This window comes from Hyunsoonleella ulvae (assembly GCF_016827605.1).
GTDB classification, from domain to species: Bacteria; Bacteroidota; Bacteroidia; order Flavobacteriales; family Flavobacteriaceae; genus Jejuia; species Jejuia ulvae.
Map to the genome: position 1 here is coordinate 1,014,869 of NZ_JAEPJQ010000001.1, position 14,319 is coordinate 1,029,187.

Genomic DNA, 14,319 nt, shown 5'->3' on the forward strand with positions numbered 1-14,319 from the left:
CTAACTAAAAACTTGATTAAAAATCTGTAGTGACTTCGGGGATCTAAAACTCCCCAAATGTAATTCAAAATAAAGCAAAATCATATTTAAAAATGATTGTCTTTTTGCTGCATTTATCTTTACAGTATGTAATGCATCAAATTTTATACCTAATAAAGTTTTTAAAAGAATTATATTTTCTCCTGAAACATTGTATTTGCTTGTGTTTTTATCCTGAAAACTACCATCTTCTAAATTAAAAAATGTCATTTCAATATTGGTTGTATCGGGATAAAAACCCAGATATTTAGTAAGGTTTAACAAAAACAATAAGTGAAAGTTTGAGTATTCATTATCTGCATCAAACCATAATAGTGTAGTTTCTATATAACTGTAAAGTGCCTCATTCTGCTCTTCTTCTTGAAGAGTAGTTGCTAATATTTCTGAAAGAAACATAACTACCGCGCTCTTTAATATGTGGGAGTGCAAACTACTGTAAACAACATTAGTTTTTACCTCTTTTATGGTGTAAAGAGCACGTGTTCTTGTGTAATTAAAAACAACTTGAATTTGTGACAATAACTGAAAATAAGCTGTCTTGGCACTGGATTTTTTAGAGTTTAAAACCCCACTAACCAAAAAACTTATTACACCATATTGCTGGGTATAACATTTTACAATTAAATCGTTATCACGATATCTTAATTTTGATAATACAATAGCGTTTGTGGTGCTTAACATTACCTTACCACCATTAATTTAACTACTTTGGTTTCAAAACTATTTAAATCTGAAAGCATAATGAGATATACTCCTGAAGCTACAATATTGTTGGCAAGATTCTTTCCATTCCAATATGCAATACCGCCATCAATTTCTAAGTTAAACCCCTGAAATCTTTGATTGGTTCTAGATTGAGCTTCGGCGACCAGGTTCCCTTCAATATCTGTAATCTTAATATTTACATTTTCTGGAAGATCGGTAATTTTCACTTTGTCTTCCACAATATCAAATCCTGGTCTAACTGGGTTTGGATAAGCATGAGACTTTGAAAAGTCTTCTGATGTGGAAGAACTTCCTGTTCTAAATGATACTAACCCTTTTTCTGTAGCTATATATAGAACACCATTAGACACGTCTAAAGACACATCGTTTACACTATTAGAAGGTAGAGGAGAATTATCTGTTGTAAAATGAAAAATTGTTCTTTGCCCATCTGGAGATAGGAAAAATAAACCCGACTCGAATGTTGCAATCCATTTATTGTTTGCACCATCTACCTCAATATCTGAGATAAACTGTTCAAATAATAGCTCTTTAGCAATACCATCTTCCTCTATAATTATTTCATCAACCCTTGTGTTGTCCTCATCAAAAAAGTTGGTAGTATTAAATAAGACCCGAAGGCCACTGTGAGTACCTATCCATAATTGATTACGCCTATCCAAGGCAACTGACCTTACTGACTTATCCGGAAAATTTTCTTCCTCGGAGGAAATATTCTTCAACAAAGGATTACCGCCATTCTCATTAAAACCGATGAGTCCTTTAGAAAAAGAACTAATAAACTTTGTACCATCAGGTGCAATTACTATGTTATTAAAACCCAGATTATCTCCAATAGCATTTGCTATTATTTCAGTGAAATCATATTTCCTCCATTGTCCTGTAGATATGTTATAGGATTTTAGCGGGCTTTGTGTAAGTGATGTGATAGACCATAATAGACCTTCTTCATCAAACTGCAAACCAGAAAGTCTTAAACTTACAAAGTCAGGATTATTAGCAAGCACAAGTGATTCCAAACCACTATTGGTTTGATCATGCCTTATTGTTGGTACATCATCATTAATTTCTAATAGACCATCTTGAAATGAACTTATAAAAACTTGATCTGTTTTAAAGGGGTTAACCGCAATTATATTCAAATTTCTTGATGCAAATAAACTATCGTATGGAATATTTATCCAACCCTCAGGTTTTAAATGGCTAACTCCATAGCTCCTCAGTGGTGATGGATTATAAAATGGTGTAAAGTCTCCGTATGTTACCCACAAGTTATTTGAAAATGCTTTTAGAGAAAAAGGCCGATTTAAAAGTGGGCCATCGGGATGTATTTCTTCGAAATTATCAGAACCGTTTAATGTTGTTCTTAATATACCAAAATCGGTAGTACCAATATAAATTGCATCATTACTTATTGTAGCTGATGTATATTGTGTTTCAAAATTTTCATTAATACCAATCTCAGATACTATATTAAAAGCTTCATCATAAACAAAAATAGTAGTATCTGTGGTTACTACTAGGTTTTCATTAACACTGGTTAGTTTAAGAGGAAGGCTTTCATATTGAAAACGATTAATCGCATTAGAGTTATTTTGTATTTCGTAAATAACCCTGTTACTTGCTGTGGCATAAAGAGTATTTGTTAAAGATGCAATACCCAAAAAATCTCCATTTATAATGGTTTCCCAATTTTGAAAGTCTATTAAATTTGTGTTGTCTAAAGATGCTCTTCTTATGCCTGCATTTCTACAAGCTGCATATATATAATTATTAAAAATTGCTGTTTGGCCTACACTTAATTGGCTACCTTGGTCTCCAATAAAATAAGTATCTCCAAATTCTAGTCGCTCTAAATCGAAAACTGAAATGCCAAAATCTGTAGCGATATATACCAAATTATCTAAAACGTTAAAATGATTTATTCCTTTGTTAGAAGGAGGTATTGTTACCTTATCTACAATGTCTACTATCGTTAATATATCAGTGTCATTATCTAAAACAATTTCAATAAGACCATTTTCATAGCCTATTAATAAAAGTTCGTATGTGCTACTGTAGTGTAAAGTTGAAATGTTACTGCCAGACAATCCATTAACTGTAGTTTTTTCTTCAATTTCCTCGGTATTTAGATCATAGATAAACACTGCGTTTTCAGCTGCAACGTAAACCTTTGAATCACTTCTAGCCACATCAACAATATCAAAATATGAAAAATGCCCCTCCCATAACGCCGAAAAGTCTTGTGCAGACTGTATAAATGGCAATAGAAAAATAAATAATATTAAAAACTTTTTCAGCATAGCTCTTTTTCTGTTTTCAAATATATCTATAACTAACGAGTATTATCTAAAAAAAATATGTCCTAAATAAAAAAACCAGAGGTGTTAACACTCTGGTTCAATTTATTTCTATCGTAATTTAAAAATCTAAGTATAATCTACTTCATTGTTTTAAACAACTCCCTGAGCCAACATTGCATCTGCAACCTTTACAAAGCCTGCTATATTTGCCCCTTTTACATAATCGATATAACCACTATCATCTTTACCGTAGTCTGTACAAGATTGATGTATATCAGCCATAATTTCCTTAAGCTTTTTATCAACTTCTTCTCTGGTCCACTTGTATCTGAGTGAGTTTTGCGTCATCTCTAGGCCCGATGTAGCAACACCTCCTGCATTGGATGCTTTTCCTGGAGCAAATAAAATTTTAGCCTTATGGAATTCGGCAATTGCGTCTTTCGTCGAAGGCATATTTGCACCTTCGCTCACACACATACACCCATTAGACAATAGAGCTTTCGCATCTTTACCATCCAATTCGTTTTGTGTAGCACAAGGTAAAGCTATATCACATTTCTCATTCCAAGGAGTTTCTCCTTTAGAAAATTTTGCATCAGGATATGCTTCTACATATTCACTTATTCTGCCTCTTTTTTCATTTTTAAGATGCATCACAAATTTTAGTTTTTCGGCATCTATTCCCTCTGCATCATAAATATACCCTGAAGAATCTGATAGCGTAACCACTTTAGCTCCTAGCTGTATAGATTTCTCTGCCGCATATTGCGCAACATTACCTGAACCAGATATCACAACAGTTTTTCCTTCAAAACTATCATTCTTGGTTTTTAGCATATTCTCAGCAAAATACACAGTCCCATATCCTGTAGCTTCTGGTCTAATGAGAGATCCTCCCCAAGTCATTCCTTTACCTGTGAGTACTCCTGTAAATTCATTTCTTAGTTTTCTGTACATACCAAACAAAAATCCTATCTCTCTTTGTCCCACACCGATATCACCTGCTGGAATATCAGTATTTGGACCTATATGCCTAAACAGTTCACTCATAAAGGCATGACAAAATCTCATAATTTCATTATCGCTTTTTCCTTTTGGGTCGAAATCGCTACCTCCTTTACCTCCTCCCATTGGTAGTGTAGTTAAACTATTTTTAAAAACTTGTTCAAAAGCTAAAAACTTCAAAATACTTGCGTTAACTGTGGGATGAAAACGTAAGCCTCCTTTATATGGGCCAATAGCAGAATTCATTTGAATACGGTAACCCCTGTTAACTTGAATTTCTCCTTTGTCATCAACCCAACATACCCTAAACGAAACTAATCGTTCTGGCTCTACCATACGAAGTAGGACATTTTTACCATAATAAATGTCATTTTGAACAATGTAAGGAATAACGGTTTCTGCCACTTCTTCAACCGCTTGTAAAAATTCTGGCTCATGAGCATTACGCTCCTTTACCAAATCCAAAAAATCTGCAATAATTTCTTTCATGTATCAATAAATGTTTAATTTTTAATGAATATACAATTTAGAAGTGCAAAGATACGTTATCTTTAAAAAATTTAAGTTTTTTTTTAATTTTTCGCAATATAATACAAAAGCTAAATGCGCTTCATCAGAATAATTTGGTAGTTCATCGGCTTTTTATATATTTGTTGCGCTAACGCCTCGAAAATATAATCTTTATGATGCTTGACTTAAAACGTTTAGCTCTTGCTCTCTGTGTGTTTGCCTTGTGGCAAACATCACACTCTCAATTAGGCTTTTCGCATGAAATAGGCGTTATTACAGGTCCTGTGCAATTTAGGTCAGATTTTGGTAGCCGTCAGGATGAACGTACCAATTTTGGCAATTCTGGTATTGGAATTGGATTAGTACATTATATAAATTTCTCTTACAGAGCTGATTGTAATTGCTATTCAACAGACACATATTTCAACGATCATTTTAAATTAAGAAATGAGATTTCATGGAATAAAACAAAACTAGAGCATTTGGGTAGATGGGTTCAACCAGACAGAACTAGTGATAATGCAGATAGACTTAGAGGCCACACTGGTTATGCTAAAAACTTGGATATTGGTACCCAACTAGAATTTTTCCCCCTAAGTATTCGTTCGTTTCAAGCTTATGGTTACCGTTTAGCTCCATTCGTAAGTTTAGGTATCCACTACACTTCATTTAATCCTGAGGTTATAACAACCTATGATAATGGCACTAATGATGTTGGAAACATAGGAGACCCTAATAATTTCTATTCTAATTGGGCACCTGGATCAGTTGATCCTGCTCCTGGAAGCACATGGTCCACTGTTGCTAGTGTTGGATTTAGGTATAAGGTTGGTAAACTTTCAGACCTTATGCTTGATTTAAGATGGCAATATTATTTTGATGATTGGGTGGACGGGTTAAATCACAATCTTGTTGATAACAAAAATAATGATTGGCTACTTTGGCTCAACGTAGGCTATATCTACTACTTAAACTAGTTAATCTCCGCTTTATTTGGTATTCATTTGCCTGTAAATTACAAGATAGGAACCCTTATCTAAAGAAATTACTACTTAGAATTTTTGATTGCTTTTAAAAGTGCCAATACATAACCGTAGTGCAACCCTTCGTGAATTACTATAAATTGTAAAGCTTCATCAATGTTATTTAAAGTATTGCCTGTTGTGGATACAGTATATGCATTGTAGTTCTTAAAAATAGTATCGTTGTAGTCTTTTTTAGTTTTTTCTATAGTGGGTAAGAGTAAACTTTTTATTTCGTCAATTTCAGTTTGAGATATGTTTCCCTTAGGTTTACTGTCTTTTCGATATGTATTTATCATTTCATCAGTTAGTGAAGTGTCCAAACCAGATAATTTATACGCTAATAGTTGCTCTGAAACCAAAACATGCCCTATATTCCAAATTATATTATTATTAAAACCTTGCGGGACTTTATTTAAATCCTCTAGCGTATTGTTTTCAATAATTTGTTTTAAAATACTTCTGGTATTGTTCAGAACTTGAAATGTAAAATCCATAAAATTAAAATTTTCGATAAATATAGTTTTAATTTGTTTTTCGAAATACATAAAACCATGAAAAAAGTATATTATTTAAAGACTTGTGATACTTGTAAAAGAATTTTAAAAACACTCAATTTATCTTCTGAATTTACACTACAGGATATAAAAACTGAACCCATTACTGTTACTCAGATAGATGAGATGAAAGCACTGGCTGGTAGTTACGAAGCCTTGTTTAGTAAACGTGCCCAACTCTACAAAAAAATGGATTTGAAAAATCAAGATTTAACAGAGAAAGATTTTAAGCATTACATTCTTGAGCATTATACCTTTTTAAAAAGACCAGTAATATTTATAGATGACAGTATTTTTATTGGTAATTCCAAGAAAACTGTAGAAGCTGTAAAAAACGCAGTGAAATAAATGTGACTCCACCAGGATTCGAACCTGGATCTAAAGTTTAGGAAACTTTTGTTCTATCCCTTGAACTATGGAGCCAAAATTAAAAAAGCCTTAACTAAAAATGTTAAGGCTTTTCGCTCCTCAGGTATTTCCCGTATCTACAATAGACCCTCTGATTAATCCCGCAGGTGCGGGACTCTAACCAACTGAGCTAAATAACCTTCTAATATGAAATTTTTATCAGTTAACTTCTCTAAAAGCTTCCTGCTTTTTTGCTTCTTTATAAATTTCTCAAACTTTTCCGCTTCTCCTCTAGTAAATCCAGCTTCAAAAACTGCCCTTAACGTCCAAGGCCTATATTTTGATGTGTAAGTAGTAAACTTTATTGAATTGTGCGTCTCCAAACGTTTCCATGGGTTATTGGACGAACCTATATAAAACCTGTCATAAGTTTCGGAGTATAAAACGTAGATATAATACATAATAAAAAAACCTTAACGTTTTAGTTAAGGTTTTTCGCTCCTCAGGCTGGGCTCGAACCAGCGACCCTCTGATTAACAGTCAGATGCTCTAACCAACTGAGCTACTGAGGAAGGTTATGTTTCGCTTTTGCGAGCGCAAATATATATTAATTTTTATTTACAACAAACTTAATGATTAAAAAAATCACTCAAAAATAGCTTTGTAAATATCGTTACCATTGGCAAATAAAACCAAGGCTATTAAAATAAAGAATCCTACCATTTGTGCATACTCCATAAACTTGTCTCCTGGTTTTCTACCTGATATCATTTCATAGAGTAAAAACATCACATGACCACCATCTAAAGCAGGAATTGGTAACAAATTAAGAACCCCTAACATAATGGATAAAAAGGCTGTAATACTCCAAAACACTTGCCAACTCCAAAAACTTGGAAAAATATCATAAATAGCTTTGAAACCTCCAACACCTTTGTATGCGCCAGTACTTGGTGTAAAAATAGCACCTAACTGGTCCCAATAAGACGATAGTTTATCTTTAGCTTTTTTCAAACCAACAGGAAAAGATTCAAAGAATCCATATTTTTTTACCTGATAATTATAATAACCTAGAGCTTCTAATGTTTCAGAAGTAGATTGAGGAGCGTATACTAAACCTAATTTTGCTTCATCACTAATTTTTAAAGGCGTTGTAAACTCAGAATTATCTCTTCTTATCGTAGCACTAACCTCTTGCCCTTTAAATTTTTCAAGTCCAGATCTTACTTGATCAGCATACTTTGTTCTAAAATCATTTAATCCTATTATAATATCGCCTTTTTTAAGTCCACTTGAAACATTTGCTGATGTATCTGGCACCTCAACCACAACAAAAGGTTGTCTTAAGTTAATAAATCCTCGTTCCTTAGCATCCATAAGTTGGGATAGAAAATCTTGAGGCATTTGGATAGTGGATTGTGCTCCGTTTCTCTCTATTAAAATTTCTTTTCCAAAAAGTACTTTTTCTGTTATTTCAGAAAATGTATTGATATTTTCTCCATCTACAGCAATAATCTTATCTCCTGTTTGTAAGCCTGCCTTATTAGCAACGGTACTTTCGATTTCTAAACCATCTTTAATATTTTCGTTAGGTAAAAATATATCGCCATAAACATAGCTCATCCCTATATAGATAAGAATAGCTAAAATAAAATTAACCGTTACACCGCCCAACATTATTATTAAACGTTGCCATGCAGGTTTAGAACGAAATTCCCATGGTTTAGGTTCTTCCTTCATAGCCTCAGTATCCATACTCTCATCTATCATTCCTGATATTTTTACATAACCACCCAATGGCAACCAACCTATACCGTAAACGGTCTCACCAATTTTCTTTTTGAACAGCGAGAACTTTACATCAAAAAACAAGTAAAACTTTTCTACTCTTGTTTTAAACGCTTTGGCAGGTATAAAGTGCCCAAGTTCATGTAACACAATAAGTAAGGATAAACTCAATAAAAATTGAGATATTTTTATAATAAAATCCATAGAATCTTTTCAGATTTAAAATAACCGCACAAAAGTAAGGTTTTCAACCTAGTTTAAAAAGCGATTGAACGATTGCTATGTGTTTTAACAGTAATTTAAGTGAAGCGCTGGTTTCATGCGATTTAAAATCATTGTATTTTTGCACTAACTTTAATCCAAAATGCTTAAAAATGCTATCTTTTTTTAAAGGTTACAAAGTATTTGCCATTGTTTTTGGCATTATCTCCATCATCATTATCTCATTAATCTACAATACATTAAACACATACCAACCACTAGATATTTATGCACCATCTAGAGTAGACCCTGTGTTAGTAGATAGCACCATACAACACCAAAAAAAATACCACAGGATTGCCGATTTTAGTTTGACCAACCAGAACGGGGAAACTGTTACTCAAGACAACTACAAAGGCAAGATCTATGTTGCAGACTTCTTTTTTACCACCTGCCCAACTATTTGTCCTATTATGACAGATCACATGGTTAAAATTCAGGAAAAAATTATAAATGATGATGAAGTTATGCTCTTATCACATTCGGTTACTCCAGAAATAGATACGGTAGCACAATTGAAAAGATATGCTATAAAAAAAGGTGTAAATGATAAGAAATGGAATTTAGTGACTGGCGATAAAAAACAAATTTACGAGCTGGCCAGAAAAAGCTATTTAGCTGTAAAAACCAGTGGTGATGGGGGACCTTTTGATATGGTGCATACCGAAAACTTTATGCTTATTGATAAAAAGAGACAAATACGCGGGTTTTACGATGGGACTAGTATAGAAGATATAGAGCAATTACTTGACGATATTGCACATTTAAAAAAAGAATATAATTAAATATGTTCTATGTTATCTTTGCGTTAGGGATTGTCCCGCATGTGCGGGATGAAATCCCCGACATAGGAGGGATTGAGTAGTGAAAGCCCGACCCTTGTGGCAACGCCCAAATAATTACACTTTAACTTTTAAACAAAAGAAGTTTGCTGTATTTTTGCTTCTTTAAAATCAATCTAAATAAGTTTGGGGTTAACATTAGCAGATTTAAAACGAGGGGAACATGCCGTGATTACTGATGTATCTTCTACAGAAATACCACTAAAACTTCTGGAAATGGGATGTTTACCGGGAAACCCTGTAACGCTTTTGCAAGTGGCCCCATTACAAGACCCTATGTATTTAAACGTGAATGGTACACACCTTGCCATAAGAAAGGAAACTGCTACTCACATTTTAATTGAAAAAGTAACGCATGGGTAAACAGATAAATGTTGCTTTAATAGGAAATCCCAATACTGGAAAAACCTCGGTATTTAATGCCTTAACAGGTTTAAACCAAAAAGTTGGTAATTATCCAGGTATTACAGTTGAGAAAAAACAAGGTGTTTGCAAATTATCAACAGGCGTAAAAGCACGTATACTTGATTTACCCGGAACCTACAGCTTAAATGCTTCTTCTCTTGATGAAAGTGTTGTTATTGAATTGCTACTAAATAAAAATGACAAGGATTTCCCTGATATTGCTGTTGTAGTTACCGATGTTGAGAATTTAAAACGAAATTTACTCATTTTTACCCAGATAAAGGATTTGGAAATCCCAACGATACTTGTCATTAATATGGCAGATCGTATGAGCTATAAAGGGATTACTTTAGACATTGACTACCTAGAGGAGAAACTGCAAACCAAAATTGCACTAGTTAGCACCAGAAAAAATGAAGGTATAGACACCCTTAAAGCGCTAATAACCAATTACGGGACAGTATCTTCTAAACCTTGTATAGATACTACTACCATAGACCCTGTTTACTTTGGCAACTTAAAAAAGACATTTCCAAACCAGTTATTGTATAAGCTTTGGTTGGTAATAACCCAAGATGTAAATTTTGGAAAAGTAGACAGGAAAGCCTTTGATGCGGTAGCCGATTTTAAAACTAAAAGTAAAAGCGATTTAAAACGTTTGCAGCAAAAGGAAACTATTAAACGCTACCAATATATTAACGAAGCCTTAGCAAAAGGACTAACTGTAGATTTAAGCAAAGCTAAAGACCTACGTATAAAATTAGATAGAATTTTAACCCATAAAATATGGGGTTATGCCATTTTTGCATTTATATTACTATTGATGTTTCAAGCTATATATGATTGGACCGAAACACCAATGGATTTGATAGATAGCGCTTTTGCCAGTTTAAGTGAATGGGCAAAGAATACATTGCCTACGGGAGCATTTACCAATTTAATTGCTGAAGGTATTATCCCCGGGTTGGGAGGTATCGTTATTTTTATTCCACAAATTGCCTTTTTATTTCTATTTATTGCCGTCCTTGAAGAGAGTGGCTATATGAGCCGTGTCGTGTTTTTGATGGATAGGGTTATGCGACGTTTTGGACTCAGCGGAAAAAGTGTTGTCCCCTTAATTTCTGGTACAGCATGCGCAATTCCTGCAATTATGGCTACACGAAATATTGAAAGTTGGAAAGAGCGTTTGATTACCATTTTGGTAACGCCTTTTACAACATGCTCTGCTAGATTACCAGTATACCTTATTATTATTGCCTTGGTTATTCCAGAGGGTAGTTTTTTAGGTTTTAGCTATAAAGCCTTAACCCTAATGCTACTATACCTACTTGGTTTTGCAACCGCCATCCTCTCTGCAATGCTTCTTAATAAAGTATTACGTATAAAGAGTAAAAGCTATTTTCTTATAGAGATGCCTACTTATAAACTACCATTACTTAAAAATGTGGGCATCACAGTTCTTGAAAAAACAAAAGCCTTTGTGTTTGAAGCTGGGAAAATTATACTCGCCATTTCAATCATTCTTTGGTTTTTAGCCTCTTACGGTCCCGGGGATAATTTTAACAATGCTGAAGATATAGTAACAATAGAAAACCCCAATCTTAGCGGTAAGGTTCTAGACGACAAGGTAGCAGAGTTTCAATTAGAACATTCCTATATAGGAATTATTGGCAAAACCATTGAGCCCGTAATTAAACCCCTGGGTTACGACTGGAAAATAGGCATTGGCTTGGTAACATCGTTTGCAGCAAGAGAGGTTTTTGTAGGGACATTAGCCACCATTTATAGCATTGGAAGTGCGAATGATATGGATGATGAAGACGAATCGCAATCCATCATAAAACATAAAATGAAACAAGAGGTGTTTAGTGATGGCTCTAAAGTATACACATTAGCTTCTGGTATTTCATTATTACTTTTTTATGCGTTTGCTATGCAATGCATGAGTACATTGGCTATTGTAAAAAAGGAAACCAATAGCTGGAAATGGCCTACACTACAATTGGTAATAATGAGTGGTTTTGCGTATCTTGTGGCGTTAATTGCGTTTCAGTTTTTGAAATAATACGATTGAAAATACAACCATAATAATTATGAATATTATATTTCAAAACATACTGATGCTTGCCTCTGTGGCTTTGGCTGTTATGTTTTTGGTTAAAAAATTCTTCTGGAAAAAACCAAAAGCAAAAAAAGCCTGTGGAAATGATGGTTGTGGTTGCCATCAGTAATTTGCTAAAATTTTAAGTAATATAAATACAATTTGAAGATTGAACGTCCCAATAGTTCAACTTATATGACTATTTTGTCTTAAAATTTAAATATTCTTATTTCTAACTTTTTATAAGATGAAGCAAAATCCCGTTCTTTATATTGTAGCTGTATTGTGTTCTATGTACGCGTATGCCCAAGATAAAACCATTAATTTATTAGATGCCAACCTCACAAATTTTAATACCTTTATTGGTGTGCCTCATAGTACCGTTGTTGGTTTGCCAGAGGATACTTATCAATCAGATGATGTTAGAAAAGGAACACCTCTTGGACTTAACAACGATATAAAACACGTATTTACCACAACAAATATAGCTGGAGAAACCATATTAAATATTAGCGGAGAAATCTACGGGTGTATAACCACCAAAGACAACTATAGTAACTACCACTTTAGCACCCTATTTAGGTGGGGTGTAAAAAAATGGGAGCCTCGATTGGAGAGAAGAAAAGACTCTGGGATTTTATACCATAGCTATGGCGATTACGGACGGTTTTGGAATACCTGGAAAACCTGTTTAGAGTTTCAGGTACAGGAAACAGACCTAGGCGATTTCATCTCACTACCAGCAAATGCTGTTAAACCAAATCCTGGAGGGCCTAAAGTTATGATTAGAGGCGATGTTACTGATGAAAAGAAGCAATACAACCCAAATTCCAACAGTTATTTTGAAGGCAAAGGTTATATCCATGCGTATCTAGAACCTCAAAACCCACATGGAAGTTGGAATCACTTAGAGCTATATGTTATTGGTAACAATGCTGTGCATGTTGTAAATGGTAACATTGTTATGGTTGTTGAAAATGCAATAAACCCAGAAACCGATAAACCTTTGACTGAAGGACAAATACAAATTCAATCAGAAGCGGCCGAGTGTTACTATAAAAACATGACGATAACCCCAATTACTGAGTTTCCAGATTTTATTAAAGAAAAGGTAAGACTTAGAGAGTAATATTATCCTATTGTTTGAATAAAACCTCTAAATAATTATGCGTATTTAAATATTCTGTACGCATTGCCTTTAAGTAGTTTACTATTTGTGTTTTATCTGGGCATGATCCTGATAGAGCATCATTAAACGCATCATCAACAACTGTAATTACCACATACCAATTGCCTTTTCTAGAAGTATAAACATCTTCAAACATCGGCTCCAACTCTTTATTCTCTAGTACGGCATCAACAACAACAGGAAAAAGATTTAGTGTTTTTGTTGGTATCTCTACTTCATAAAAAGAAAAGTAAAACGATTTACCATTTATTTCAAAAGGAACATTAAACTCAACATTTTGATGGTACAATTCGTATTTCGTGTTAATGTAATTATAAAATTCATCTGCATCTTTTGGGTCTTCAAAAATAAATGCATGTTGCTTAGGTAACTGGCGTTTAAACTTTTTGGCAACCATTACCTTATCGGTTTCAATACTAGGAGCTATTCTTAACGGAATGCATGAGGCACAAAGCAAAAAAGATAATAATAATTGTATTGGTTTCATTGGTATGGTTTACAAAAAGGCATCAACTACCATACCAAATGTTTCAAACCTTAAGCCACCTTAACAAATAAATTATTTGCAATTAAACTTGATATTACCAATGATTTATCTGCCATTTGTATGGTTATAGAATTATCAAAAGGTTCAATTTGTAAAACTTTTAAATGGCATCCTAAAGCAATGCTGTGCTTATCTAAATATTGAAGAAATTCTGTAGAAGAATCGATAACGCCTACACAAATGCAAGTATCACCAACTTTAGCTTCAGATAATAAAATTTTATCAATCTTCTTTATTTTTCCTGAGGCATCAGGTATAGGGTCACCATGCGGATCGTGTGTTGGATAGCCCAAAAAAGCATCTAATTGTGTAACCAACTTTTTAGACTTTATATGCTCTAGTTGCTCTGCAACATCATGAATTTCATCCCAAGAAAAATTTAATTTCTCCACCAAAAACACCTCCCACAACCTATGCTTTCGTATTATGTTAATAGCTATAATATGTCCCTTTTCTGTTAAAGACACGCCTTGGTATTTTTTGTAATCTGCATAGCCCTTGTCAGACAGTTTCTTTACCATATCAGTAACCGAAGAGGCCTTGGTTTCCATCTCTTTAGCAATGGCATTGGTACTTACATTAGCGGTACCCTGGTTTCCCAAATGATAAATAGCCTTTATATAATTTTCTTCGGTGAGCGTAATCATTCTTTAACTAATTAGATAATTCAAAGATA

At 33.8% G+C, this 14,319-nt stretch carries 15 protein-coding genes and 2 tRNA genes; 7 read left to right on the top strand and 10 right to left on the bottom strand.

The genetic code is table 11. From position 1 onward, the window contains the following. The 3 genes from recO to gdhA all read right to left on the bottom strand — a co-directional run bounded on the left by recO (position 1) and on the right by gdhA (position 4,562). Positions 1-720 carry a DNA repair protein RecO gene (gene recO, locus JS605_RS04590; protein WP_203256477.1) on the bottom strand — a complete coding sequence of 240 codons (720 nt, stop codon included), beginning with the start codon at positions 718-720 and terminating at the stop codon, positions 1-3. After that, positions 720-3,068 (bottom strand): type IX secretion system anionic LPS delivery protein PorZ, encoded by a 2,349-nt coding sequence (porZ, locus tag JS605_RS04595; RefSeq protein WP_203256478.1) that lies wholly within the window; start codon positions 3,066-3,068, stop codon positions 720-722. Before porZ ends, recO begins: the two co-directional genes overlap by 1 nt. Positions 3,069-3,218: 150 nt before the next feature. Next, positions 3,219-4,562, bottom strand: a complete 1,344-nt coding sequence (gdhA, locus tag JS605_RS04600) for an NADP-specific glutamate dehydrogenase (protein ID WP_203256479.1) — start codon at positions 4,560-4,562, stop codon at positions 3,219-3,221. A 197-nt stretch (positions 4,563-4,759) separates the two neighbouring features. Between gdhA and JS605_RS04605 the strand changes: the two genes are divergently transcribed. Further along, on the top strand, positions 4,760-5,560 hold the full coding sequence (locus JS605_RS04605) for a THC0290_0291 family protein (protein ID WP_394369019.1): 801 nt from the start codon (positions 4,760-4,762) through the stop codon (positions 5,558-5,560). A gap of 71 nt (positions 5,561-5,631) precedes the next feature. Here the strand turns inward: JS605_RS04605 and JS605_RS04610 are convergent, their stop codons facing one another. Next, complete coding sequence (locus tag JS605_RS04610; protein WP_203256481.1) at positions 5,632-6,102, bottom strand: DinB family protein; 471 nt, start codon at positions 6,100-6,102, stop codon at positions 5,632-5,634. 57 nt (positions 6,103-6,159) lie between these two features. On the opposite strand from JS605_RS04610, the gene JS605_RS04615 reads away from it, so the two are divergent. Then, positions 6,160-6,510, top strand: coding sequence for an arsenate reductase family protein (locus JS605_RS04615; RefSeq protein WP_203256482.1), 351 nt, complete (start codon positions 6,160-6,162; stop codon positions 6,508-6,510). Positions 6,511-6,513: 3 nt separating this feature from the next. Here JS605_RS04615 and JS605_RS04620 read toward each other — a convergent pair. The 4 genes from JS605_RS04620 to rseP all read right to left on the bottom strand — a co-directional run bounded on the left by JS605_RS04620 (position 6,514) and on the right by rseP (position 8,502). Further along, positions 6,514-6,585, bottom strand: a tRNA-Arg gene (locus JS605_RS04620). A gap of 80 nt (positions 6,586-6,665) precedes the next feature. Further along, on the bottom strand, positions 6,666-6,971 hold the full coding sequence (locus JS605_RS04625) for a GIY-YIG nuclease family protein (RefSeq protein WP_203256483.1): 306 nt from the start codon (positions 6,969-6,971) through the stop codon (positions 6,666-6,668). A 37-nt stretch (positions 6,972-7,008) separates the two neighbouring features. Next, positions 7,009-7,082 (bottom strand) — tRNA-Asn (locus JS605_RS04630). A 73-nt stretch (positions 7,083-7,155) separates the two neighbouring features. Beyond that, on the bottom strand, positions 7,156-8,502 hold the full coding sequence (gene rseP, locus JS605_RS04635; protein ID WP_203256484.1) for an RIP metalloprotease RseP: 1,347 nt from the start codon (positions 8,500-8,502) through the stop codon (positions 7,156-7,158). 170 nt (positions 8,503-8,672) lie between these two features. Here rseP and JS605_RS04640 point away from each other — a divergent pair, with 170 nt between their 5' ends. From JS605_RS04640 to JS605_RS04660, 5 genes are all read left to right on the top strand, one after another. Then, a complete protein-coding gene (locus tag JS605_RS04640; RefSeq protein ID WP_203256485.1) occupies positions 8,673-9,344 on the top strand; it encodes an SCO family protein in 672 nt (223 codons plus the stop codon). A 183-nt stretch (positions 9,345-9,527) separates the two neighbouring features. Next, positions 9,528-9,764 carry a FeoA family protein gene (locus JS605_RS04645; RefSeq protein WP_203256486.1) on the top strand — a complete coding sequence of 79 codons (237 nt, stop codon included), beginning with the start codon at positions 9,528-9,530 and terminating at the stop codon, positions 9,762-9,764. Next, positions 9,757-11,871: a ferrous iron transport protein B gene (feoB, locus tag JS605_RS04650; RefSeq protein WP_203256487.1), complete on the top strand. Its 2,115-nt coding sequence runs from the start codon at positions 9,757-9,759 to the stop codon at positions 11,869-11,871. The genes JS605_RS04645 and feoB overlap by 8 nt, the downstream gene beginning before the upstream one ends. A 28-nt stretch (positions 11,872-11,899) precedes the next feature. Further along, positions 11,900-12,037, top strand: a complete 138-nt coding sequence (locus tag JS605_RS04655) for a FeoB-associated Cys-rich membrane protein (protein ID WP_203256488.1) — start codon at positions 11,900-11,902, stop codon at positions 12,035-12,037. 117 nt (positions 12,038-12,154) lie between these two features. Further along, positions 12,155-13,036, top strand: coding sequence for a 3-keto-disaccharide hydrolase (locus JS605_RS04660; RefSeq protein WP_203256489.1), 882 nt, complete (start codon positions 12,155-12,157; stop codon positions 13,034-13,036). A 7-nt stretch (positions 13,037-13,043) separates the two neighbouring features. Here the strand turns inward: JS605_RS04660 and JS605_RS04665 are convergent, their stop codons facing one another. Continuing rightward, the gene (locus tag JS605_RS04665; RefSeq protein WP_203256490.1) at positions 13,044-13,583 is read right to left on the bottom strand and encodes a hypothetical protein; all 540 of its coding nucleotides are present in this window, start codon (positions 13,581-13,583) and stop codon (positions 13,044-13,046) included. A 50-nt stretch (positions 13,584-13,633) separates the two neighbouring features. Continuing rightward, positions 13,634-14,290, bottom strand: coding sequence for a metal-dependent transcriptional regulator (locus tag JS605_RS04670; protein ID WP_203256491.1), 657 nt, complete (start codon positions 14,288-14,290; stop codon positions 13,634-13,636). Between the last annotated feature and the right edge of the window lie 29 nt (positions 14,291-14,319).